This is a genomic window from Burkholderia sp. IMCC1007, from assembly GCF_027257875.1.
Classification (GTDB): domain Bacteria; phylum Pseudomonadota; class Gammaproteobacteria; order Burkholderiales; family Burkholderiaceae; genus Burkholderia.
The window spans coordinates 18,906-41,362 of record NZ_JAPVQY010000014.1; the positions used below are offsets into that span (position 1 = coordinate 18,906).

Annotated in this window: 23 protein-coding genes; 16 read left to right on the top strand and 7 right to left on the bottom strand. The window is 67.4% G+C overall.

Annotated features, from left to right (window positions below):
• Positions 1 to 76: 76 nt before the first annotated feature.
• The 5 genes from O1Q03_RS15140 to O1Q03_RS15160 all read left to right on the top strand — a co-directional run bounded on the left by O1Q03_RS15140 (position 77) and on the right by O1Q03_RS15160 (position 5,764).
• Complete coding sequence (locus tag O1Q03_RS15140; RefSeq protein WP_269504427.1) at positions 77 to 979, top strand: LysR family transcriptional regulator; 903 nt, start codon at positions 77 to 79, stop codon at positions 977 to 979.
• Positions 980 to 1,412: 433 nt separating this feature from the next.
• Positions 1,413 to 2,972: a DHA2 family efflux MFS transporter permease subunit gene (locus O1Q03_RS15145; RefSeq protein WP_269504428.1), complete on the top strand. Its 1,560-nt coding sequence runs from the start codon at positions 1,413 to 1,415 to the stop codon at positions 2,970 to 2,972.
• A 160-nt stretch (positions 2,973 to 3,132) separates the two neighbouring features.
• Positions 3,133 to 3,462, top strand: coding sequence for a hypothetical protein (locus O1Q03_RS15150; protein WP_269504429.1), 330 nt, complete (start codon positions 3,133 to 3,135; stop codon positions 3,460 to 3,462).
• Positions 3,463 to 3,703: 241 nt separating this feature from the next.
• Positions 3,704 to 4,036, top strand: a complete 333-nt coding sequence (locus O1Q03_RS15155; RefSeq protein ID WP_269504430.1) for a sugar ABC transporter ATPase — start codon at positions 3,704 to 3,706, stop codon at positions 4,034 to 4,036.
• A gap of 138 nt (positions 4,037 to 4,174) precedes the next feature.
• On the top strand, positions 4,175 to 5,764 hold the full coding sequence (locus tag O1Q03_RS15160) for an ABC transporter substrate-binding protein (protein ID WP_269504431.1): 1,590 nt from the start codon (positions 4,175 to 4,177) through the stop codon (positions 5,762 to 5,764).
• Positions 5,765 to 5,956: 192 nt separating this feature from the next.
• Here the strand turns inward: O1Q03_RS15160 and O1Q03_RS15165 are convergent, their stop codons facing one another.
• Together O1Q03_RS15165 and O1Q03_RS15170 are read right to left on the bottom strand one after the other, a co-directional pair.
• On the bottom strand, positions 5,957 to 7,291 hold the full coding sequence (locus tag O1Q03_RS15165) for a type II toxin-antitoxin system HipA family toxin (protein WP_269504432.1): 1,335 nt from the start codon (positions 7,289 to 7,291) through the stop codon (positions 5,957 to 5,959).
• A 3-nt stretch (positions 7,292 to 7,294) separates the two neighbouring features.
• On the bottom strand, positions 7,295 to 7,543 hold the full coding sequence (locus tag O1Q03_RS15170; RefSeq protein ID WP_269504433.1) for an XRE family transcriptional regulator: 249 nt from the start codon (positions 7,541 to 7,543) through the stop codon (positions 7,295 to 7,297).
• Between the two features lie 258 nt (positions 7,544 to 7,801).
• Here O1Q03_RS15170 and sapR point away from each other — a divergent pair, with 258 nt between their 5' ends.
• From sapR to O1Q03_RS15215, 9 genes are all read left to right on the top strand, one after another.
• The gene (gene sapR / locus O1Q03_RS15175; protein ID WP_269504434.1) at positions 7,802 to 8,689 is read left to right on the top strand and encodes a sap1 transcriptional regulator SapR; all 888 of its coding nucleotides are present in this window, start codon (positions 7,802 to 7,804) and stop codon (positions 8,687 to 8,689) included.
• Between the two features lie 17 nt (positions 8,690 to 8,706).
• Positions 8,707 to 9,270, top strand: a complete 564-nt coding sequence (ddpX, locus tag O1Q03_RS15180; RefSeq protein WP_269504435.1) for a D-alanyl-D-alanine dipeptidase — start codon at positions 8,707 to 8,709, stop codon at positions 9,268 to 9,270.
• Positions 9,271 to 9,334: 64 nt separating this feature from the next.
• Entirely contained in the window at positions 9,335 to 10,936 is a 1,602-nt protein-coding gene (locus O1Q03_RS15185) for an ABC transporter substrate-binding protein (protein ID WP_269504436.1), read from the top strand.
• 10 nt (positions 10,937 to 10,946) lie between these two features.
• Complete coding sequence (locus O1Q03_RS15190; RefSeq protein WP_269504437.1) at positions 10,947 to 12,017, top strand: ABC transporter permease; 1,071 nt, start codon at positions 10,947 to 10,949, stop codon at positions 12,015 to 12,017.
• A gap of 66 nt (positions 12,018 to 12,083) precedes the next feature.
• Complete coding sequence (gene nikC, locus O1Q03_RS15195) at positions 12,084 to 12,998, top strand: nickel transporter permease (protein WP_269504440.1); 915 nt, start codon at positions 12,084 to 12,086, stop codon at positions 12,996 to 12,998.
• Between the two features lies 1 nt (position 12,999).
• A complete protein-coding gene (locus O1Q03_RS15200; RefSeq protein ID WP_269504441.1) occupies positions 13,000 to 13,917 on the top strand; it encodes an ABC transporter ATP-binding protein in 918 nt (305 codons plus the stop codon).
• Positions 13,914 to 14,675 carry an ABC transporter ATP-binding protein gene (locus tag O1Q03_RS15205; RefSeq protein WP_269504442.1) on the top strand — a complete coding sequence of 254 codons (762 nt, stop codon included), beginning with the start codon at positions 13,914 to 13,916 and terminating at the stop codon, positions 14,673 to 14,675. The genes O1Q03_RS15200 and O1Q03_RS15205 overlap by 4 nt, the downstream gene beginning before the upstream one ends.
• Before the next feature lie 128 nt (positions 14,676 to 14,803).
• Positions 14,804 to 15,058 carry a GlsB/YeaQ/YmgE family stress response membrane protein gene (locus O1Q03_RS15210; protein WP_269504443.1) on the top strand — a complete coding sequence of 85 codons (255 nt, stop codon included), beginning with the start codon at positions 14,804 to 14,806 and terminating at the stop codon, positions 15,056 to 15,058.
• Positions 15,059 to 15,421: 363 nt separating this feature from the next.
• Positions 15,422 to 15,757: a type 1 fimbrial protein gene (locus tag O1Q03_RS15215; RefSeq protein ID WP_269504444.1), complete on the top strand. Its 336-nt coding sequence runs from the start codon at positions 15,422 to 15,424 to the stop codon at positions 15,755 to 15,757.
• 22 nt (positions 15,758 to 15,779) lie between these two features.
• Here O1Q03_RS15215 and O1Q03_RS15220 read toward each other — a convergent pair whose 3' ends face one another.
• The 3 genes from O1Q03_RS15220 to O1Q03_RS15230 form a co-directional block, all read right to left on the bottom strand.
• Positions 15,780 to 16,652 (bottom strand): LysR substrate-binding domain-containing protein, encoded by an 873-nt coding sequence (locus tag O1Q03_RS15220; protein ID WP_269504445.1) that lies wholly within the window; start codon positions 16,650 to 16,652, stop codon positions 15,780 to 15,782.
• Positions 16,653 to 16,749: 97 nt separating this feature from the next.
• Positions 16,750 to 17,649, bottom strand: coding sequence for a class A beta-lactamase (gene bla, locus O1Q03_RS15225; protein WP_269504446.1), 900 nt, complete (start codon positions 17,647 to 17,649; stop codon positions 16,750 to 16,752).
• 137 nt (positions 17,650 to 17,786) lie between these two features.
• Positions 17,787 to 18,605, bottom strand: a complete 819-nt coding sequence (locus tag O1Q03_RS15230; protein WP_269504447.1) for a M23 family metallopeptidase — start codon at positions 18,603 to 18,605, stop codon at positions 17,787 to 17,789.
• 542 nt (positions 18,606 to 19,147) lie between these two features.
• Here O1Q03_RS15230 and O1Q03_RS15235 point away from each other — a divergent pair.
• Both O1Q03_RS15235 and O1Q03_RS15240 read left to right on the top strand, forming a co-directional pair.
• A complete protein-coding gene (locus O1Q03_RS15235; RefSeq protein WP_269504448.1) occupies positions 19,148 to 20,044 on the top strand; it encodes a LysR substrate-binding domain-containing protein in 897 nt (298 codons plus the stop codon).
• 49 nt (positions 20,045 to 20,093) lie between these two features.
• Entirely contained in the window at positions 20,094 to 20,480 is a 387-nt protein-coding gene (locus O1Q03_RS15240) for an ester cyclase (RefSeq protein WP_269504449.1), read from the top strand.
• Between the two features lie 28 nt (positions 20,481 to 20,508).
• On the opposite strand, the gene O1Q03_RS15245 is transcribed toward O1Q03_RS15240, so the two are convergent.
• Entirely contained in the window at positions 20,509 to 21,249 is a 741-nt protein-coding gene (locus tag O1Q03_RS15245) for a sulfite exporter TauE/SafE family protein (RefSeq protein WP_269504451.1), read from the bottom strand.
• A gap of 128 nt (positions 21,250 to 21,377) precedes the next feature.
• Positions 21,378 to 22,394, bottom strand: a complete 1,017-nt coding sequence (locus O1Q03_RS15250) for an aldo/keto reductase (protein WP_269504453.1) — start codon at positions 22,392 to 22,394, stop codon at positions 21,378 to 21,380.
• Positions 22,395 to 22,457 lie beyond the last annotated feature (63 nt).

Genomic DNA, 22,457 nt, shown 5'->3' on the forward strand with positions numbered 1-22,457 from the left:
GGATAATCGGCTCGACCCGCGGCGATCCGGCCCGCGACGGTAAGATGCGCGCAGGCCGAACACTAAAACGAATCGCATGGACCTCGAGAGCATCCGGATATTCCTGCGCGTGGTGGAGCGCGGCAACTTCACCGCCGCCGCCACGCAACTCGACATGCCGCTCAGCCGCGTGAGCCGCAAGATCAGGCAGCTCGAGGACGACCTCGGCGTCCAGCTGCTGTACCGCACGACGCGCCGCGTGTCCGTCACCGAAGCCGGGCGCGACTATTACGAACGCTGCCTGCGCGCCGAGGAGATCCTGCTCGACGCGGACCGTCAGGTGCGCGCGCTGCGCACGGAACCCGAAGGCACGCTGCGCGTGCTGGTGCCCTACGCGATCGGCCTGTTCGAGCTGGAACCGGCGCTCGCCGAGTTTCGCCGCCGCTACCCGCGGGTCCAGCTCGTGCTGATCTACGACAACAGCACGCTCGACCTCGTCGAGCACGGCTTCGACGTCGCGCTGCGCACCGGCGAGCTGACCGATTCCGGCTATGTCGCGCGCTCGCTCGGCTGGTCGCATGCGAAGTTCGCGGCCAGCCCGCACTATCTCGACCGCGCCGGCCGGCCGCACACGCCGCAGGATCTCGCCCGGCACGACATCCTGTACGTCGGCCGCGACACGCCCGGCCTGACGCTGCGCCTCACCAACGCGGCCGGCGACGTCGCCGACGTGCCGGTGCGGCCCGTGCTGATCTCGAACGAATCGGTCACGGTGCTGCGTCAGGCCGCGAGCGGCGGCGGCATCGCGCTGATTTCGACGCACTTCACCACAGGGCGGCTCGAGAGCAACGAACTCGAAATCGTGCTGCCCGACTGGTATCGCACCGACGACGTCGAGCTGCACGCGCTCTACCCGAAGCGCGCGACGCTCGACAGCAAGGTGCGCGCATTCGTCGAGTTCCTGACGGAAGTCTTCACCCCGTGGCGAAGCGCGCCGTAACCGGCGTAACCGCCCGTCGTCCGACCGGCAATCGATGTACGTCGACGGCATTATTGCGGCGCAGGAAAGGCATTAATGAGCGGGCGAGCGTTGATCGACGTTCTCGGCATCGCTAGCCTGTTGCGATGAAAAACGACACCACACGCTGCGGCGGCCATGTGCCCGCTGCCCGCCGACGCGTCACGCGCGTCGCGCCTTCCTGACCGGCGCCAGCCCGCGCCGCCGGAGCCCGTCACGGCTTCGCGTCTCCGCCGCAACACTTGAACTGAACCACTCGTTGCCGCACGGCGGCGCCGCCTGACCGCGCCGTTCGCGGGCAGCGTGCTTCCGCCCGCTTCGCGGTTCGTTCGCGCAGGCAGTGCACGCACATGCGTGCGCATGCATGCGCGGCCGGCAACACGCCGCACGGCTCCGTCCATCACACAGGAACGCCATGTCCTCTCCGTCCAATCCCGGCCCGCTGACGGGCGGCCGCCTCGCGATCGGCACGATCGCCGTCTCGCTCGCGATGTTCATGAACGTGCTCGATTCGTCGATCGCGAACGTCGCGATTCCGACGATCTCCGGCGACCTCGGCGTGTCGGTCGACGAAGGCACGTGGGTGATCACGATCTTCGCGGCCGCGAACGCGGTGTCGATTCCGCTGACCGGCTGGCTCACGCAGCGCTTCGGCCAGGTGCGCCTGTTCGTCATGTCGATCCTGCTGTTCGTGTTCGCGTCATGGCTGTGCGGGATCGCGCCGAACCTGCCGACGCTCCTCGCCGCGCGGATCCTGCAAGGCGCGGTCGCCGGGCCGCTCGCGCCGCTGTCGCAGGCGCTGCTGCTCGGCGCATGGCCGCGGCAGAAATCGGCAACGGCGCTCGCACTGTGGTCGATGACGGCGCTCGTCGGCCCGATCGCGGGCCCGTCGCTCGGCGGCTGGATCACGTACGACTACAACTGGTCATGGATCTTCTACATCAACATTCCGGTCGGCTTCTTCGCGGCGGCCGTCACCTGGATCGTGTTCCGCGAACGCGAATCGGCCACGCGCCGCATGCCGATCGACACGGTCGGCCTCGTGCTGCTGGTGCTGTGGGTCGCGTCGCTGCAGATCATGCTCGACAAGGGCAAGGATCTCGACTGGTTCAATTCGCCCTTCATCGTCGCGCTCGGCATCGTCGCGCTGGTGGGCTTCGCGTTCTTCCTCGTGTGGGAGCTCACGGCGGCCGATCCGATCGTCGACCTGCGGCTCTTCACGCAGCGCAATTTCGCGGGCGGCACGATCGCGATCTCGGTCGCCTACGGAATGTTCTTCGGCACGCTCGTGCTGCTGCCGCAGTGGATGCAGGGCTATCTCGGCTATCGCGCGATCGACTCGGGGCTCGCCACCGCGCCGCTCGGGATCTTCGCGATCGTGCTGACGCCGGTGATGGGACGCATCCTGCCGCGCACCGATCCGCGCTACCTCGCGACGCTCGCGTTCATCGGCTTCGCCGTCGTGTTCATGATGCGCACGATGTTCTATTCCGACGTGTCGCACTGGGACCTCGTGCTGCCGACGCTGCTGCAGGGCATCCCGATGGCGATGTTCTTCGTGCCGCTCACCGCGATCATCCTGTCGGGGCTGCCGCCGGACAAGATCCCGGCCGCGGCCGGCCTGTCGAACTTCGGCCGCACGTTCTGCGGCGCGGTGGGCACGTCGCTGATCAGCAACGCATGGAACGACCGGACGATCCTGCATCACGTCCGGCTCACCGAACAGGCGAGCGCCGGCAACCCGATCTTCGGGCAGCAGATCGACGCGGCCCGCTCGCTGCTGCACCTGAGCCCCGATGCGGCGCTCGCATTTTTCAACGCGTCGGTCGATTCGCAGGCGGCGGTAATGGGGTTGAACGACATCTTCTACGTATCGGCGATCATCTTCGTCGCGATCATTCCGCTGATCTGGATCACGAAGCCGGCGCGCTCGGGCGGTGGCGATACGGATGCGGCGGCAGCGGGCGCGCATTGAGCGCGCGCATCGATCGCACTGGCGGGATGCGAAGCACCGTGGGCAGACGTAATAAAGACTTGCAATCGATACAGCCGGAAACGTCAACAGCCGCGGCCCGCACAGCGTTTTTTCGACAGGCGCGCACGTTTCGTGACGCGCAACGACAGGAGAAAACGTCATGCGAACCTTCACCCGCCATCTCGCGATTGCGGCCGCCTTGCTGTCGGTGCTGACCGGCACCGCGTTCGCCGACACGCCGTGGCAACACGCGCATCCACGCCGCGCAGAGGTCGACCAGCGCCTCGCCAACCAGAATCGGCGGATCCATCGAGAAGTGAAGGAAGGCGAAATGTCGCACGCGCAGGCCGCGCGCCTGCACCGTGACGACCACCGGATCCGCCAGGAAGAGCGGGACATGGCTGCGCAGGATCGCGGCCACATCACCCAGAGCGAAAAGCACGCGCTGAACCAGCAGGAAAATGCGGTCAGCCACAAGATCGGCCAGTAACGCCGGCGAGCGTCGATTCGCCATCCTTGAAACGCCCGCTGCCGCCACGCGACAGCGGGCGCTTTGTATCGAATCGTTTCAGCACGGCGCTCGCGTCAAGTGCCGCAGGTATACTCCGGCGTCAGCCGCCTCCCGCGTCGACCGTCAAAATCGGTACGATCCCGGCGGTTTCGTCGCGAAGCTTCGCGTTTCGCGTACCCCGCGCCCCCGCCTCGACACGAGACACACGACGATTCCGATCATGAAACGATTCCTGCTGCTCCTGCCCGCCGCCCTGCTCGCCGCCTGCGGTTCCGCGCCCTCGTCCAACTCGGCCGCATCCGGTTCGGCACCGATGATCTACGTGTCGTCGGCACGGCCGGCCCACGCGATCGCCAACTGCCTCGACAGCCGGCTGTCCGGCACCGAGCAGTCGCAGCACAACGGCGTGACCGACATCACCGTCGGCTCGCGCTCGTATTTCGTCACGCTGACGCCGTCGGGCAACGGCTCGGTCGTCAAGGTCGTGCGCGGCTCGGGCAGCGAGCCGGCCGAGGAAGCGATGCGCTACGCGATCGCGCGCTGCGTGATCTGAGCACCGCCGGCGCCGGGCGCTCGCCCGGCCCGCCTTGCCTGCCGCTACGCGCCAACCGGCGCGCCTGCCGAATATTTTCATCCGGGTGCCCGTCGATGAGAGAATCGCACCACGATTCCTTTTCGATGGAGAGCCCACATGAAGCATCTGCTGTCCCGGCTGTTCGTCAGCGCCGCGCTCGTCGCGCTTGTTCCGGCGCTGCCGGCGCAGGCCGCGACGCCGCCCGGCATCTTCGTCGTCGCGACGCAGCTCGGCGAATTCACGACCCTCGACCCGAGCGAAATCTACGAGCTCGTGCCGTCCGAGTACGTCGCGAACACCTACGAACGCCTCGTGCGGGTCGACCTGAAGGATCCGACGCACTTCAACGGACAGATCGCGCAATCGTGGACGGTCGGCGCCGACGGCGTCACCTACACGTTCAAGCTGCGCCCCGGCGTCACGTTCCACTCCGGCAACCCGGTGACCGCCGACGACGTCGCATGGTCGCTGCAGCGCACCGTCCTGCTCGACAAGGGCCCGGCCGGCGTGCTCGCCGATCTCGGCCTCACGAAGGCGAACGTGATGCAGAAGGTCCGCGCGGTCGATCCGCAGACCTTCGTGCTCGAAACCGACCGCAAATATGCGCCGAGCTTCGTGCTGAACGTGCTGAGCGCGTGCCCCGCGTCGGTCCTCGACAAGAAGCTGCTGATGTCGCATCAGCAAGGCAACGATTTCGGCAGCGGCTGGCTGAAGACCAACGATGCGGGCTCGGGCCCGTACCAGCTCGCGAAGTGGACGCCGAACGAGAGCATCGTGCTGCAGCGTTTCGAGAAGTACCGCACGCCGTATCCGATGAAGCGCGTCGTGCTGCGCCACGTGCCCGAAGCGTCCGCGCAGCGGCTGCTGCTGGAGAACGGCGACGTGGACGCCGCGCGCAACCTGAGCCCGGACAGCCTCGCCGCGCTGACGAAGGCCGGCAAGATCAAGGTGGCGTCGTGGCCGGTGTCCGCGCTGCTGTACCTGAGCCTGAACACGAAGAACCCGAACCTCGCGAAGCCCGACGTGCAGCAGGCGATGAAGTGGCTCGTCGACTACGACGGCATCCAGCGCAACATCGTCAGCACGACCTACAAGGTGCACGAAACCTTCCTGCCCGAAGGCTTCCTCGGCACGTTGAATTCGAACCCGTACAAGCAGAACGTCGCGAAGGCGAAGGCGCTGCTCGCGAAGGCCGGCTTGTCGAACGGTTTCGACGTGACGATGGACATGCCGAACGACTATCCGTACATCGAGATCGCGCAGGCGCTGCAGGCGAACTTCGCGCAGGGCGGCATCCGCGTGAAGCTGATCCCGGGCGATGCGAAGCAGGCGATCGGCAAGTACCGCGCGCGCCAGCACGACATCTTCATCGGCGAATGGTCGCCCGACTACATGGACCCGAACAGCAATGCGCGCGGCTTCGCATGGAATCCGGACAATTCCGACCAGTCGACCACCAAGATGCTCGCGTGGCGCAACAGCTGGGACATCCCGCAACTGACGAAGGACACCGAGGCCGCGCTCGTCGAGCCGTCGCCCGCGAAGCGCGCGCAGCGTTATGAAGCGCTGCAGAAAGCCGTGCTCGCGAACTCGCCGTTCATCATCATGTTCGAGAAGGTCGTGCAGGTCGCGACGCGCCCCGGCGCGACGGGGCCGGAGATCGGGCCGATCAACGATCTCGTGTCGTACCGGACGCTGGCCAAGTAACGCCGCCGCCCGCGCTGCCGGCCATGCCGGCGCGCGGGCGCATCACGCTTCCAATACGGTCGGGTTCGGATTCACGATTGCCAACGATCTCGCGATGGAGCCGCCGGCATCCGACCCGCTGTTCATCGACACCACGCAACGTACGAGCAGACGCTCGCCGCTGCGGTGCGAAGTGCTGGTGCGAAGTGCTGCTCAAGCGCGCGGCATGTCGTCGAGACGCTGCGCGGCGAAGCGCAATCCGCCCAGAATGCGGTCGGCGATCCGCGCCGGGAACCCCGCGGGCAACGCGGCACCGACCGACTCGATCACCTGCGGCGTCGCCGCGATCAGCCGGTCGACGATCGGCGTCGCGATATCGCCGAGCAGGCATTGTTCGGCCATCGCGCTGAAGTGCCGACGCGTGATGTCGCGCATCGCATAGTGCTTGCGCTTGCCGTGCACGGCCATCGCGAGCTTCGCCTTGTGCCACGACCACTGATTCGCGCCGTCGCCCTCGACCGGCCAGATCGACATCACGTCGTAGAGCGGCGTGAGACGGAACCGTCCGCCCGGCAGCAAGCGCAGGCTGAAATTCTTCGCATGTCCGTCCGGTGCGGCCAGCATCCAGAACACGACGAGCGCACTGAACAAGGTATCGAGATCCGGCTGCGCGGCCTCCGAGCGGCGCAGGATAGCGGCCAGATCCGGCGCGCCCGGGCCGCCCTGCGATGCGTATTTCAAATGCGGCGGCACGCCGAGCGCCTGGCAAAAATCCTCTTGCGGCAAGCGCAGCAACCAGCCGCCGTCACGATGCAGCACACGATCGAAACGCTCGACCGACAGCACCTTGTGCGCGCCGAAATGCACGATTTCGGCACGCGCCGTCGGCAAACCGAACGCACGCAGGATCGCCAGACACAGCCACTCGTTCTCGACGGATGCCGTGAGATCGGCGCGCTTGTTGCCGACCAGCCCGAACGGCAATTTGAGGATGTGCGTGGTCGGCGTCGCGCCATGCGGGCGCATCCATCGCCCATCGTGAAACAACAACGCGGTCTTTTCCTGCGCGCCGGCGAGCGACAGGCGGAAGTCGTCGTCATTCCCGGCACCTGCCGCCACCCCGCTCGCCTGATCGAGCGCGTGCGCGACCTCGTCGTCGGACAACGGCGTACCGTCGATCCGATCATGGCCTGTCGGTGTTTCGTCCTCGCCGAGCAACTGCACCGCGCCGGCGCAATCCCGGCCGAGCGCGGCGAGCAGATCGAACGGCTCGATCGTCGCCGTGCCGAACCGGGACGCAAGCCGGCGACGGATGGCATCGCTGTCGGGCAGCAGATTGTCGAAGTAGTGATTCACGCGTGCGCCGCGCAACGGCGCATTGCCGACGCCGAACGGTAGCGACAGCGACAGCGGACGCCCGGCATCGGACTGCTTCCAGCCGGTGTCGTACAACAATTCCATGTCGCCACGCGCGGGGATCCGCCAGGCTCCAACCCGCTGGCCGTTGGCCCAGATCGACAGGGCGCGGGTGTGCGATTTACGTCCCATCGCTCACCACTCGACGTCGGCAGCGTCGCGCTCGTCCTTCGTTCGGATACTGAGTTCGAGACCGTACAGCGCGGTCAATTCGAGCAATTGACGCAGCGACAGGCTTTCGGTGCGCGTGCTCTCGAGCGACGACAGACGCGACTGGCCGACGCCGATGCGCGCCGCCGCCTCGGTTTGCGTCAGCCCCTTGGCCTGACGCGCCGACGACAGGATTTCCGCCAGTTGCGCGGGGGTATTGACAATGAGATTCACGGCGTCGGTCCAGTAGGCGATCAATGCAGTATATCTGCCACAGACATAAACGCAAATTATTCCTATCGGAGATAAACGCAAAATATGCCTGGCAGAAATAATCTCTGCTGCTGTGTCTCGTGATCCTGTCGCTTGACGTGCCTATCCGACCCCTATCACCCTCCGCTAAACCATAGTATTTATCTGCTGGCGCGAATGATTTTGTTTTTGTTAGATAGATGTCACCGAATCATCGAATGACAATGATCTAACAGCGCGATGACCTGCACGTTCGCCCATACCGTCGAATCCCGCTTTGCCGAGCTGACGCCGACCGCCAAGCGTATCGCGAGCTACATGCTCGCGAACCTGGAGCGGCTCGGGCTCGAAACGGCGGACCAGATCGCGCAGCAGACCGGCACCAGCGGCATCTCGGTCGGGCGCTTCCTGCGCAGCGTCGGCTACCGGAACCTCGACGATCTGAAGCGCGAACTGCGCGGCGGCAGCGATCGGCCGTGGATGATCACCGATCGTCTCGACGAATACCGCCGCACGACCGCTCCGCACGCGAGCGTCGGCACGGGCGCCGACACCAACGGCGACGGCATGCTCGCGTCGTCGCTCGAGCGCGAACTCGATGCGATCCGTCACGTGTACCGGCTCGCCGAAGAACCGGTGTTCGCGCAGGTCGCGGACCGGATCGCGCATGCCGACGCCGTGTTCATCCTCGGTATCCAGTCGACCCGCGGTATCAGCAATGCGTTCAGCAGTTATCTCGAATATGTGCGCCCGCGCGTGTTCTATTCCGACGGGCAATCGGGCTCGTACGTCGATTCGCTGAATTCCGAGTTCGAGCGGCCGTACTGCATCGTCACCGATACGCGCGCGTATTCGCGCAGCGCGCGCCGCTATTGCCAGGCGGCCGCGGAGCGCGGCCAGCCGTTCGCGCTGGTCACCGATCTCTACTGTCCGTGGGCGCGCGAATGGCCGGCGGACCTGTTGCAGGTGAAAACCGACGTCGGCCAGTTCTGGGATTCGCTCGCGCCGCTCACCTGCCTGTTCAACCTGCTGATCACGGCCGTGATCGACCGCCTCGGCCCCGCGATCGACCGACGTGTCGCGCGCAACCGCGAACTGCAGCGCACGTTCGACCAATTCGAATCCTGAGCGAACCCGGACCGCCGATGACCCATCACCGCCTCGTCGAAATCACGCCCGCCACGCATCGCGTCGACATCGATCTCGTCTACGCGACCGACCGCAACCTGACCGGCAAGCCGATCTACCGCCGCGCGCACTGCCTGCTGCTCGAACCGGCCGAAGCCGCGCTGCACCGCGCAGTCGACGTCGCCGCGCAGGCCGGCTTCACGCTGCGCATCTACGACGCATACCGGCCGCCGCAGGCGCAGCAGGTGCTGTGGGAGTTCCTGCCCGACCCGAACTTCGTCGCCGATCTCGGCCGCGGCTCGAATCACAGCCGCGGCACCGCACTCGACCTGACGCTGGTGGGCGCCGACGGCGAGCCGCTCGACATGGGCACCGGCTTCGACGAGATGGTGGCCGCATCGGGCCATTTTCACGCGGGGTTGCCCGAAGCCGTCCAACGCAACCGCCTGCTGCTGCTCGGCGTGATGCATGCGGCCGGCTTCGCGCACATCGACAGCGAATGGTGGCACTACGAACTGCCCGGCTCGCACGCGTTGCCGCAGATCGACAACGCGGCGAGCGGCCCGTGGCGCCTGATGTAACGACGATGCAAGTCCCCCTTCACCGTTCACCTACAACGACTTCAACGACACTGGAGAAGCGCACATGAAACCCCTGACCTCCCGGCTCGTCGCGGCGCTGGCCGCCGCGTCCGTTCTCGCCGTCGCCCCGCTTTCCGCCGCGTATGCGGAAACGCCGAAGGACATGTTCGTGATGGCCACGCTGCTCGACGAATTCACGACGCTCGATCCGGGCGAGATCTACGAGCTGGTGCCGGAGGAATACGTCGCGAACACGTACGACCGGCTCGTGCGTGTCGACCTGCGCGATCCGTCGAAATTCAACGGCGACGTCGCGCAGTCGTGGACGGTGAGCGCCGACGGGCTGACGTACACGTTCAAGCTGCGTGCGGGCCTGAAGTTCCACTCCGGCAATCCGCTGACGGCCGACGACGTCGCGTGGTCGATCCAGCGCGCGGTGCTGCTCGACAAGGGGCCGGCTGCCGTGCTGACCGGCATCGGCCTCACGAAGGCGAACGTCGCCGCGAACGTGAAGAAGCTCGACGACCAGACGGTAGCCATCACGACCGACCGCAAATACGCACCGACCTTCGTGCTGAACGTGCTCGGCTCGTGGCCCGCGTCGGTGGTCGACAAGAAGCTGCTGCTGTCGCACCAGCAGGGCAACGACTTCGGCAACGCATGGCTGAAGACCAACGAGGCCGGCTCCGGCGCGTACAAGCTCGTCAAGTGGACGGCCGGCGACAGCATCGTGCTGCAGCGCTTCGACGGCTACCGGCTGCCGCTCGCGATGAAGCGCATCGTTCTGCGCCACGTGCCCGAAGCGGCGAGCCAGCGCCTGCTGCTGGAAAACGGCGACGTCGACGTCGCGCGCGACCTGAGCCCCGACGATCTCGCGTCGGTGGTGAAATCGGGCAAGGCGAAGGTCACGGCGTCGCCGCAGGCGACGCAGCTCTACCTCGGGCTGAACACGAAGAACCCGACGCTCGCGAAACCCGACGTGCAGGAAGCGCTGAAGTGGCTGGTCGACTATTCGGGCATCCAGGCCAACGTCGTGAAGACGACCTACAAGGTGCACCAGACCTTCCTGCCGGAAGGCTTCCTCGGCACGCTGAATACGAACCCGTACAAGCTCGACGTCGCGAAGGCGAAGGCGCTGCTCGCGAAAGCCGGCGTGCCCAACGGCTTCCCGGTGACGATGGACGTTCGCAACGACTACCCGTACACGGAGATCGCGCAGGCCGTGCAGGCGAACTTCGCGCAAGCCGGCATCAAGGTGCAATTGATTCCGGGCGACAACAAGCAGACGCTCGCGAAATACCGCGCGCGCCAGCACGACATCTATATCGGCGAATGGTCGGCCGACTACATCGATCCGCACAGCAACGCGCAGGGGTTTGCATGGAACCCGGACAACTCCGACAAGTCGAGCTATAAGATGCTGGCCTGGCGCAACAGCTGGGACATCCCGCAACTGACGAAGGAAACCGACACCGCGCTCGCCGAACCGACGGCCGCGAAACGCGCGCAGCTGTATCAGACGATGCAGAAGGAAATGCTCGCGCGCTCGCCGTTCGTGATCATGTTCGAGAAAGTCGCGCAGGTCGCGGCGCGGCCCGGCGTGAGCGGGCTCGAAGTCGGACCGATCAACGATCTCGTGTCGTACCGCAACCTGAAGAAGCAATAAGATTCGCCGCATGTCGACTCCCGCCTCCTCCCTCGAAGCGCTGCGCACGCTGCCCGCGCGGCGCCCGGCCGTACGCTGGGCGCTGCGCGTGCTGCGCTGGGCGCTCACGCTCGCCGTCACGTTCGCGGGCCTGCTCGCGCTGACGTTCGTGATCGGCCGCAAGGTGCCGATCGATCCGGTGCTCGCGATCCTCGGCGATCGTGCGTCGGCCGCGGCATACGCGGCCGAACGCATCGCGCTCGGCCTCGACAAGCCGCTCGCCACGCAATTCCTGATCTACGCGCGCGACGTGCTGCACGGCAATCTCGGCATGTCGCTGCTGACGTCGAACCCCGTGCTCGACGACATCAGGCGCGTGTTCCCGGCCACGCTCGAACTCGCGACGATCGCGACGCTGATCGGGATCGCGATCGGCGTGCCGCTCGGCGTCGCGGCCGCGGTGAAGCACAACCGGCCGATCGACCACATCGCGCGCTTCGTCGGGCTGATCGGCAATTCGGTGCCGGTGTTCTGGCTCGGGCTGATGGGGCTGCTGCTGTTCTATGCGCGGCTGCACTGGGTCGCCGGCCCCGGCCGCCTCGACCCGGCGTACGACGGGATGGTCGACGCGCGCACCGGCAGCCTGCTGATCGACTCGGCGCTCGCCGGCGAGTGGGACGTGTTCCGCAACGCGGTGTCGCACATCGCGCTGCCGGCCGCGATCCTCGGCTACTACTCGGTGGCGTACCTGAGCCGGATGACACGCTCGTTCATGCTCGATCAGCTGAGCCAGGAGTACATCGTCACCGCGCGCGCGAAGGGGTTGTCCGAGCGCCGCGTGATCTGGCGGCACGCGTTCGGCAACATCGCGGTGCCGCTGCTGACCGTGATCGCGCTCACCTACAGCAACCTGCTCGAAGGGTCGGTGCTGACGGAGATCGTGTTCGCATGGCCGGGGATCGGCTCGTACCTGACGGGTGCGCTGCTGAATGCCGACATGAACGCGGTGCTCGGCGCGACGCTCGTGATCGGCGCGATGTTCATTACCGTCAACCTGCTGACCGATGCGCTGTACCGCGTGTTCGATCCGCGTGCGCGCTGAGGGCCGCTTCGACATGACCGTTTCCATCCTGCTTCTTTCACCGTCCATGCCGAAGGTCGTCCGATCATGAATGCCGAGCGTCTCCCGCTGCGCGCGTGGCTTCTCTCCGATGCGCCCGCATCGCGCTCGCAGGCCGCATTCGGCCTCGCGTATCGCCGCTGGCGCCGTTTCGCCGGCAATCCGCTGAACCTGTTCGGGCTCGCGATCCTGCTCGCGCTGATCGTCGTCGCGATCATCGGCCCGCTGATCATGCCGCACGATCCGCTGCACCAGGTGCTGTCCGACCGCCTGCTGCCGCCGGGCTCGCCGACGCACTGGCTCGGCACCGACCAGCTCGGCCGCGACATCCTGTCGCGGATGATCGCGGGCTCCCGGCTCACGCTCGGCATCGCGCTGCTCGTCGTCGTGATCGTCGTGCCGATCGGCCTCATGATCGGCATGACCGCCGGCTATTGCGGCGGCTTCGTCGACAGCGTGCTGATGCGCATCACCGACATCGCACTCGCGTTCCCGAAGATCGTGCTCGCGCTCGCGTTCGCGGCTGCGCTCGGGCCGGGCGTGATCAACGCGGTCGTCGCGATCTCGATCACCGCGTGGCCCGCGTATGCGCGGCTCGCGCGCGCGGAGACGATCCGCATCGCGCAGGCCGACTTCATCCACGCGGCGCGGCTGCAAGGCGCGTCGGGCCCGCGGATCCTGCTGCGCTACATCATGCCGCTGTGCATGTCGTCGGTGATCGTGCGCGCGACGCTCGACATGGCCGGCATCATCCTGACCGTCGCGGGCCTCGGTTTCCTCGGCCTCGGCGCGCAGCCGCCGAGCCCCGAATGGGGCTTCATGGTCGCGTCGGGCCGCAACGTGCTGCTCGACGCTTGGTGGGTCGCGACGCTGCCCGGCGTGGCGATCCTGCTCGTCAGCCTCGCGTTCAACCTGCTCGGCGACGGGCTGCGCGACGTCTTCGATCCGCGTCATGGAGCGTGACATGCCAATGAATTCCACCACCGCGCCGGCAGCGCCGCTTTGCGAGATCGACGGCCTGAAGATCGGCTTTCGCGGGCACGACGGCGTCGTCACCGACGCGGTGCGCGACCTGTCGCTGACGCTCGCGCCCGGCGAACGGCTCGGCATCGTCGGCGAATCGGGCTCCGGCAAATCGCTGACGGGCCGCGCACTGCTCGGGCTGCTGCCCGAAGCCGCGCGCTGCTCGGCGCGCACGATGCGTTTCGCCGGCCACGACCTGCTCGCGATGTCGGCGCGCGAACGCCGGCGCCTGTGCGGCAGCCAGATGGGCATGATCCTGCAGGATCCGAAGTATTCGCTGAACCCGGTGATGACCGTCGCGAAGCAGATGGGCGAAGCGTTCCATCGGCACGAGCCGGGCCTGCGCGGCCGCGCGCTGCGCGAGCGGATCGTCGAGGCGCTCGCGGCCGTGCAGATTCGCGATCCGGCGCGCGTCGCCGATGCGTATCCGCACGAGTTGTCGGGCGGCATGGGCCAGCGCGTGATGATCGCGATGATGGTGTCGACCGGCCCGCGCCTGTTGATCGCGGACGAACCGACCTCCGCGCTCGACGTCGCGGTATCGATGCAGGTGCTCGCGGTGCTCGACGCGATGATCGCGCGGCACGGCACGGGGTTGATGTTCATCAGCCACGACCTGCCGCTCGTGATGTCGTTCTGCGATCGCGTCGCGGTGATGTATGCGGGCCGCGTGGTCGAGACCTGCGCCGCGCGCGACCTGCGCAACGCGACGCATCCCTATACGCGCGGGCTGCTCGCGGCGAATCCGCCGCTCGTGAACCCGCCCGACGAATTGCCGGTGCTGCGGCGCGATCCGGCGTGGCTCGACGCGGCCGCGCTCGCGCCGACCTCACACGACCCGCAGGAGGCCGCACGATGATCGACGTCGATCATGTCTCTATCCGTTTTCCGACCCGCACGGGTCACGTCGACGCCGTGCGCGATGCGAGCTTCGCGGTGCGCGACGGCGAAGTGTTCGGGCTCGTCGGCGAGTCGGGCTCCGGCAAGTCGACGCTGCTGCGCGCGCTGACCGGCCTCGTGCCGCTCGCGGGCGGCAGCCTGTCGATCGACGGACGGCCGGTCGGCGGCACGCCCGATCGCGCGTTCCGCCGCCACGTGCAGATGGTGTTCCAGGATCCGTATGCGTCGCTGCATCCGCGCTTCACCGTCGACCAGACGCTGCGCGAGCCGCTGTCGATTCATGGGATCGGCGACGCCGACGCACGCATCGCCCGCGCGCTCTCCGAGGTCGGGCTCGGCCCGACGTTCCGCTTTCGCTACCCGCATCAGTTGTCGGGCGGCCAGCGCCAGCGTGTCGCGATCGCGCGCGCGCTGATCGTCGAGCCGCGCGTGCTGCTGCTCGACGAGCCGACCTCCGCGCTCGACGTATCGGTGCAGGCCGAGATCCTGAACCTGCTGCGCCGCCTGCATCGCGAACGCAAGCTGACGATGATGCTCGTCAGCCACAACCTCGCGGTGATCGGCTTCCTGTGCCAGCGCGTCGCGGTGATGCAGCACGGCGAGATCGTCGAGCAGCTGCGCGTGGAGGACGTGCGCGCCGGACAGGTCGCACGCGACTACACGCGCACGCTGCTGCGCGCGACCGAAGGCTACCGCCGGCTCGATCCGGTCGCCTGACACATCGGCGACGCGCGGGCGTGCGATACTCGGCCGCCCGCGCGCCGGTGCCCCATGAACGGAACCCACGCACCCCGCGCCGGTCCACTTCCTTTCTTCAACAGCTCAACAGCGATAGGGAGGCGTTCATGCTGCAATTCATCGAAACCCTGGTGGTCGGGCTCATCGTCGGCCTCCTCGCACGCGCGCTCAAGCCCGGCGACGACAAGATGGGCATCCTGATGACCATCGTGCTCGGCATCGTCGGCTCGCTCGTCGCAGGCTACGTCGGCCGCGCGGCCGGCTGGTATGCACCGGGCCAGGGCGCCGGCTGGATCGCGTCGATCATCGGCGCGATCGTGCTGCTCGTGATCGTCGGCGCGGTGCGCAAGCGCACGGCCTGATCGCCGCAGCGCCCGCTTCAACGCCGGACGGCCGCCCAGCATCCGGGCGGCCGTTTCCTTTTCGATCGTCGCGATTCACCGGATCGCAGGCTCGTTGAGCGCTCAACCATTTATCCGCAAACGCGCGCATTCATCGACGCGCGTTGCGCGAGCATACGCCACCGGCAATACCCCGACTTGCGGGCGCACAAATTTGAGATAGATTGATTGGAGGAATACGGCGTCGTTTGCTTATTGCCGTTATTTCGGGTTTTGCATTCAAGAGGTCCGATGAAGTTGCCGTTTACGCATACAGCACCGCAGCGTTGACGGACTGCCATTCGAGCGGCCCCGCTGCGACGCGCTTCCTCTCTGGAGCCTGTCATGAAGCATCGCCTGTTTGCCGCCTCGTCTGCGCTGGCTGCCGCGCTTCTGGCCTCATCCGCTTCATTCGCCGCCGGCGCGTCCGGCATCATCCACTTCACCGGCATGATCGTCGAGCCGCCATGCTCGTTCGCGCTCGATACGACGGACGCCGCGCATGCGCGCGTGCATCCCGACTGCCCGCGCCCGGCGAGCGGGCAAGTCGCGTTCGTCGACGCGGCCAGCCTGCAGACGATCAGGACCACGACCTTTACGCAGGCCTCGCGCGCAATCGTTTTACCCGACCGACCGGGCAACGATCGTGCACCGGTGATCGCCGTCGTGACTTACCAGTGAAACGCGCCGGCGATGCAGCGCGTCAGTCGCGATGGGCGGCGATCCAGTCGCTGAACGCGCGGATCTTCTGTTGGCTGCCGATGTTCTCGGGATACACGAAGAAGTAACGTGCGCCTGTTTCGAGCACGATGTCGAACGGCCGCTCGAGCCGGCGTGCGCTGACGTCGTCGTCGACCAGCGTCACGTCGCCGATCGCCACGCCGAAGCCCTGCATCGCCGCGTTGGTCGCGAGATCGAGCGTGTCGAAGGTCGGCCCGCGCTCGGCATCGACGGCGCGCGCGCCCGCGTGTTCGAGCCACGCGCGCCAGTCGCGATGGTCGCGCGTCGGATGCAGCAGCGTATGGCGCGCGAGATCGCCGACCGCATCGAGCGGCGATGCCTGCCGCAGCTCGGGCGCGCATACCGGCGTCAGCCGTTCGTCGAACAGCGGCAGCGCGAACACGCCCGCGCCCGGCGACGTGCCGTAGACGACGGCCGCATCGAACGGCTCGGTCGAGAAATCGACGACGTGCTGCCACGCGGTCGTGATCTGCACATGGAGATCGGGATGTTCGCCCTGGAAGCGCATGATGCGCGGCAGCATCCAGCGCATCACGCAGGTCGGCACCTTCAGCGCGAGATCGGTGCGCTGCCGCGTGAGCTTCATCGAGATGTCCTCGATCCGCGCGAAGCTCTCGTCGACCACCGGCAGCAATTGCTCGCCCTCCGGCGTCAGCGTGAGGCCCTTCGCATGGCGCTTGAACAGCGGAAACCCGTAATGCGCCTCGAGCGTCTGGATCTGCCGGCTCACCGCGCCCTGCGTGAGGCACAGCTGCTCGGCCGCGCGCGTGAAGCTGCGGTGGCGGGCCACCGTCGAGAAGATCTGCAACGCGTGCAGGGGCGGAAGTCGGCGCATGATGAAGCGGGTAAACGGAAAACCGCGCGCCGGCATCGGCGCGTGCTGACCGACACGATAAGCCAAACGCCGGCTTTGCGCGAGGTGTGCCGCGCGCTCAGGCCGCCGGGATGAGCGCGCGCGACGCGATGCGCGCCGCCGACGCGACGACGTCGGCACGCGCGGCCGCATCGGCACGCGGCTGCGTGAACGAGATGGCCATCACGATCGGCGCGCGCGACGGCGGCCAGACCACCGCCACCTCGGTCGTCGTGCCGTAGCCGCCGCTGCCGGACTTGCCAGCGATGCGCCAGCCGGCCGGCACGCCGGCCGCGATCCCGGTCGCGCCGCGCGCGGCGCCGGCCAGCCACTCCGTCAGCTGCGCGCGCTGCGAGTCGGCCAGCGTGTCGCCGAGCAGCAGCCGCTGCATCATGTCGACCATCGCGACCGGCGTCGACGTATCGCGCACGTCGTGAGGCGCGGCCTCGTTCAGCTCGGGTTCCCAGCGGTCGAGACGGAACGTGGTGTCGCCGCTCTCGTGCTCGAACGCGGTCACGGCCTGCGGGCCGCCGAGCACGTTCATCACCAGATTGCCCGCACCCTTGTCGCCCGACTGCAGCATCGCGACGCACAGCTGCGCGATCGTCATCCCCGTGTCGACGTGGCTTTCCGTCACCGGCGAGCCGGCCACGACGTCGTAGCGGCGATACAGGATGCGGCGCGGCAGCAGCGATGCGTCGAGCGCGGCGCGCGCGAGGATCGCGGCGGCGGCGGAGACCGCATAGGTGCCGCACAGCGGGAAGCGCTCGCGTGCGTGATGTGCGATGCGCGTGCCGTTCGACGTATCGAGCACGGCGACGCCGAGCCGGCCGTTCGACGCTTGTTCGAGCGTGGCGAGCTCGGCTTGCGCGGCGTGGGCGCGCCCCTGGTCGGCCACGGGCGCCGACGAGCACGCGGCGACGAACGGTGCGGCGACGGCGGCGAGCAACAGCGAGCGGCGTGTCGGAGAGTGTTCCATGAATGGCTGGGGTTCTGTCGGAAACGGTGGCACCAGGCAACGCGGGCGCGCAACACGGCAACACGACGATGCGCGCCGGTTCACGCCGACGGCCGGCTCGCGACGGCATTTGCCGGGCATCGCCGCGAGGCGTCCGTCTACCCACGATGAACGGGGCCGCATGAACAGGTGCTAGCGTAGCAGCGAGTGCGGCCGCGTTCCAGCGGCGCGACGCGCGAGTTGTCGAGGTCGCCCATCTCGGCGATCGCGTCGCCCCGGTGCACGATGTCGCCGGTCTTCACCAGCAGCTTGCGGTTGTGTGCATACGCCGTCAGAAAATCCGCGTTGTGCTGCACGATGATCAGGCTGCCGTAATCGTTCAGGCCCGTGCCCGCATACATCACGCGCCCATCGGCCGCTGCACGGACCGGGTCGCCGGAGCGCCCGGCGATCTGGATGCCGCGGTTCTGCCCGGGTCGGAACGCGTCGACGATGCGCCCTTGAGCGGGCCAGGTGAGCGTGACCGCGCCCGCGTGCCGCTTCGTTTCCTTCACGACCTGCCGGTCGCTCGACGCCGACGCGCCGGCCGCCGCATCGCTCGCGGCGGCGACGGCCGCCTGCCGGGTGCCACCGGTCGCACCCGGCGCCTGCAACGGCTGCTGCCGGACGATGCGCAGCACCTGCCCCCTGCGCAACGCGCTGCGCGCGCCGAGCTTGTTCCAGGTGCGCAACTCCGCCACGCTGCAGTCGCTCGACGACGCGATGCGCGACAGCGTGTCGCCGCGCTTCACGACGTACTTCTGCGCGACGAGGATCGGCGCCGGTGCTGGCCCGGCCGGTGCGGCAGCCGACGGCGCCGAACTCGCCAGCGTGTCGCTTGGCGGAACGGACTGCGTGCTCGCACAACCGGCCATGACGAGCACGGCGGCCAAGCCCGACAACCACGCCGCATTGCGGTTAATCGCGTGCTGTTTCATGGACGATCGACTCCGTTTTGACAATCTTTCAAGCATCTCAAAAACGGAACGACCGACGTGTAACCGGATGCAAACAATGATGACAAACGATCACGAACGCGGCACGGACACATATTTATTGCCGAAAAAATGATCGGAATCGGAATAATTTCGCCGCCGTCGATGCTATACGCGAAGAAAATGGCGCGCTGCGTCGTTATTTCGAATGACTTTCGATAAACCATCCAGCGCGCCAGCTCAGCCGAGACGGCAAGCGTCGGCCGCGCGTTCGGCCTAGCGCAACCAGTCCATCAATTCGGCGCACGCCCACGCGATGCCGATGCACAGGAACAGCAGGTGCAACGCGATCTTGAACGCCACGCCCCACGACGAATCGATCCGCATCACAGTCTCCCCGGTTGATATGCGGCCATGATCCGGTGTCGAGCGTGCCCGGAAAATGCGGAACCGACGAACGGGCCCTCAAGCGCAGCCTGAGACCGCGGCTGCGGTTCCTGCTAACTTATCGGCCATTCCCGTCCTTACGCGCCCCCCACCCGACCATGCGCTTCGACCTGACCGACCTACGGCTTTTCCTGAACATCTGCGAGGCCGGCACGATCACGAGCGGCGCCGAGCGTACCCACATCACGCTGCAGGCCGCGAGCGAGCGCATTCGCGGGATGGAGGACGAACTCGGCGTGCCGCTGCTGCACCGGACCAAGTCGGGCGCGCAGCCGACCGATGCCGGCCTCGCGCTCGAACACCACGCGCGCACCGTGCTGCAGCAGATCGACCACATGCGCGGCGAACTGCAGCAATACGGCCAGGGGCTGCGCGGGCACATCCGGCTGCTGTGCAATACGGCCTCGCTGAGCGAATACCTGCCCGACGCGCTCGCCGCGTATCTGCCGCATCATCCGAAACTGTCGATGAGCGTCGAGGAGCGCTCGAGCCAGGAGATCGTGCATGCGATCCGCAACAAGACGGCCGAGGTCGGGATCGTCGCGGATTCGGTCGGGCTCGGCGGGCTGGAGCAGAAGCCGTTCCGCGAGGATTGGCTGATCGTCGTCGTGCCGGCCGCGCACGCGCTCGCCGCGCGCGACAAGGTCGCGTTCGGCGAGATCGCCGATGCGGATTTCATCGGGCTGACCGACGGCAGCGCGCTGCAGGTCCATCTCGCGGATCAGGCACGTGCGCTCGGCAAGCGGATCCGCTACCGTGTGCAGTTGAAGAGTTTCGACGCGATCTGCCGCGTGATCGAGAGCGGCGTCGGAATCGGCATCGTGTCGCGCCATGCGGCCGAACGGGCGATGCAGACGATGGACGTGCGGCTCGTCGAGCTGTCCGACGCGTGGAGCCACCGCAAGCTCACGCTCTGCGCGCGTTCGTTCGACGCGCTGCCGAAATACACGCAGGCATTCGTCGCGTTCCTGTCGGGCGAGACCGCGTCGCGGTAACACGCGCCGGTTCCGGCGCACCCCATCGATATCTACGGAGGCATTGGCCATGGCAGAAACGGATCTCGCTACCCGCTACCGCGCGTATATCGACTGCCTGAACCGGCAGGACTGGGCGGCGCTCGGCGAGCACGTCGCGGACAACGTGATCCACAACGACAGGCCGCTCGGGCTATCCGGTTATCGCGCGCTGCTCGAGCAGAATTTCCGCGACATTCCGGATCTGCGTTTCGACATCCGGCTGCTGGTGTGCGAGCCGCCGCGCGTCGCGTGCCGGCTTCGCTTCGCATGCGCGCCCAAGGGGGCGTTCATGGGGCTCGCTGTCGACGGCACGCGCGTCACGTTCGCCGAGAACGTGTTCTACGAATATCACGATGGCAAGATCCGGCAGGTGTGGTCGGTGATCGACAAGGCGGCGATCGAAGCGCAACTCTGACGGCGCAGGCCATCGCGGCGCTTATCGCTTATCGCAGCCCCGACGCGGCCATGTACGCGCCGAGCGCGATCATCCCGACGAAGAAGCAGCGCTTGAACGCGTTCTCGCTCATCACGCGGCGTGCATACTGGCCGCCGATCATTCCCGCGAGCGCCGGCACGAGCGCCAGCGCCGACACGCCGAGATCGACGGTTTGCAGTGCGCCCGTCACGTGCAGCTGCAGGCCGAGCGCGATCGTCGACGCGGTAAACGACAGCCCGAGCGCCTGGATCAGGTCGTCCTTCGACAGGCGCAGCGCCTGCAGGTACGGCACGGCCGGCACGACGAACACGCCGGTCGCGGCCGTCACGACGCCGGTCAGGTAGCCGACCACGGCCGACAGCCACTTTTCATGGCGCCCCGGCGCAGGCAGCCGCGCGGCGGCAAGCCCCCAGCCGCCGTACGCAATCAGCACGACGCCGAGCGCCGCGTGCGTCCACGCGCTGCCGGCCGCGAGCGCGGGCAGGCCGCCCGTCAGCGTGCCGATCGCGAGCCCGCCGAGCAATGGCCACAGACGACGCAGCAGCGGCCCGAACGACGGGCCGAGCCACAGCTGCCACACATTGGTGATGAACGACGGCACGAGCAGCAGGCTCGCGGCCGCCGACGGCGGCATCGCGAGCGTGAGCAGCCCCATCGCGATCGTCGGCAGCCCGAGGCCGATCATCCCCTTGACCGCGCCGGCCAGCAGAAAGACCAGCACGATGATCGTCAGCGTATGAAGGTGCATGATTGGCATTCCGTCCGGTTGAAGACGGCGCCGATGGTGAACCACCGTCGCGCCGCCTGCCATCTGGTTTTGCCTGAGGCTGGCTCGGGCCCGTCCGACGGGCCCCGTCATCCGGTCGGCCTCGTCGTTCATGTGCCGTGCGCCGGCCCCCGGCCCTGCTCGCTGTCGAGGTGCGCCATCTGCGCGGCCGGATAACGTTCGCCGGCTGCCGCCCCGGCGGGAACCGCCGCTTCGATGCGGGCGAGATCATTGACCGTTAGTTGCAATTTAGACGCCTGCAACGCGTCCTGCAACTGGGTGCGCTTGCGTGCGCCGACCAGCGGCACGATGTCGTCGCCGCGCGACAGCGCCCATGCGATCGCGATCTGCGCGGGATTGCTGCCCTTCTCGTCGGCGATCGCGCGCAGCGCGTCGACCAGCGCGAGGTTGTGCGCGAGGTTCTCGCCCTGGAAGCGCGGGCTGGCCGCGCGGAAATCGCGCTCGCCCTGCCGTGCCGCGCTCCAGCCGCCGCCGAGCAGCCCGCGCGACAGCACGCCGTACGCGGTCACGCCGATCCCCAGCTCGCGGCAGGTCGGCAGGATGTCCGCCTCGATCCCGCGCGACAGCAGCGAGTACTCGATCTGCAGGTCGGCGATCGGCGCGACGGCCGCCGCGCGGCGGATCGTGTCGGCGCCGAGCTCCGACAGACCGATATGACGCACGTAGCCGGCCTTCACGAGCTCGGCGATCGCGCCGACCGTCTCCTCGATCGGCACGGCCGGATCGACGCGCGCGGGCCGGTAGATGTCGATATGGTCGGTGCCGAGCCGCTTCAGCGAATACGCGACGAAGTTGCGGATCGCGTCGGGCCGCGCGTCGTAGCCGACGAACGCGCCGGCCGGATCGCGCAGCGCGCCGAACTTCACGCTGATCAGCACCTGCTCGCGGGTCCGGCCGCGCAGCGCATCGCGAATCAGCATCTCGTTGTCGCCCATCCCGTAGAAGTCGCCGGTATCGAGCAGCGTGATCCCGTTGTCGAGCGCCGCGTGCAGCGTCGCGATGCTCTCGTCGCGATCCGCCGGCCCGTACAAATCCGACATCCCCATGCAGCCGAGTGCGATCGCCGAAACCTGCGGGCCAGTGCGGCCCAGTTGACGCTTGTCCATGTCCGTTTCCTTGCAGTGGTGAATGAATGAACCGGATTCTGGCCGCATTGGCGCGCACGATAA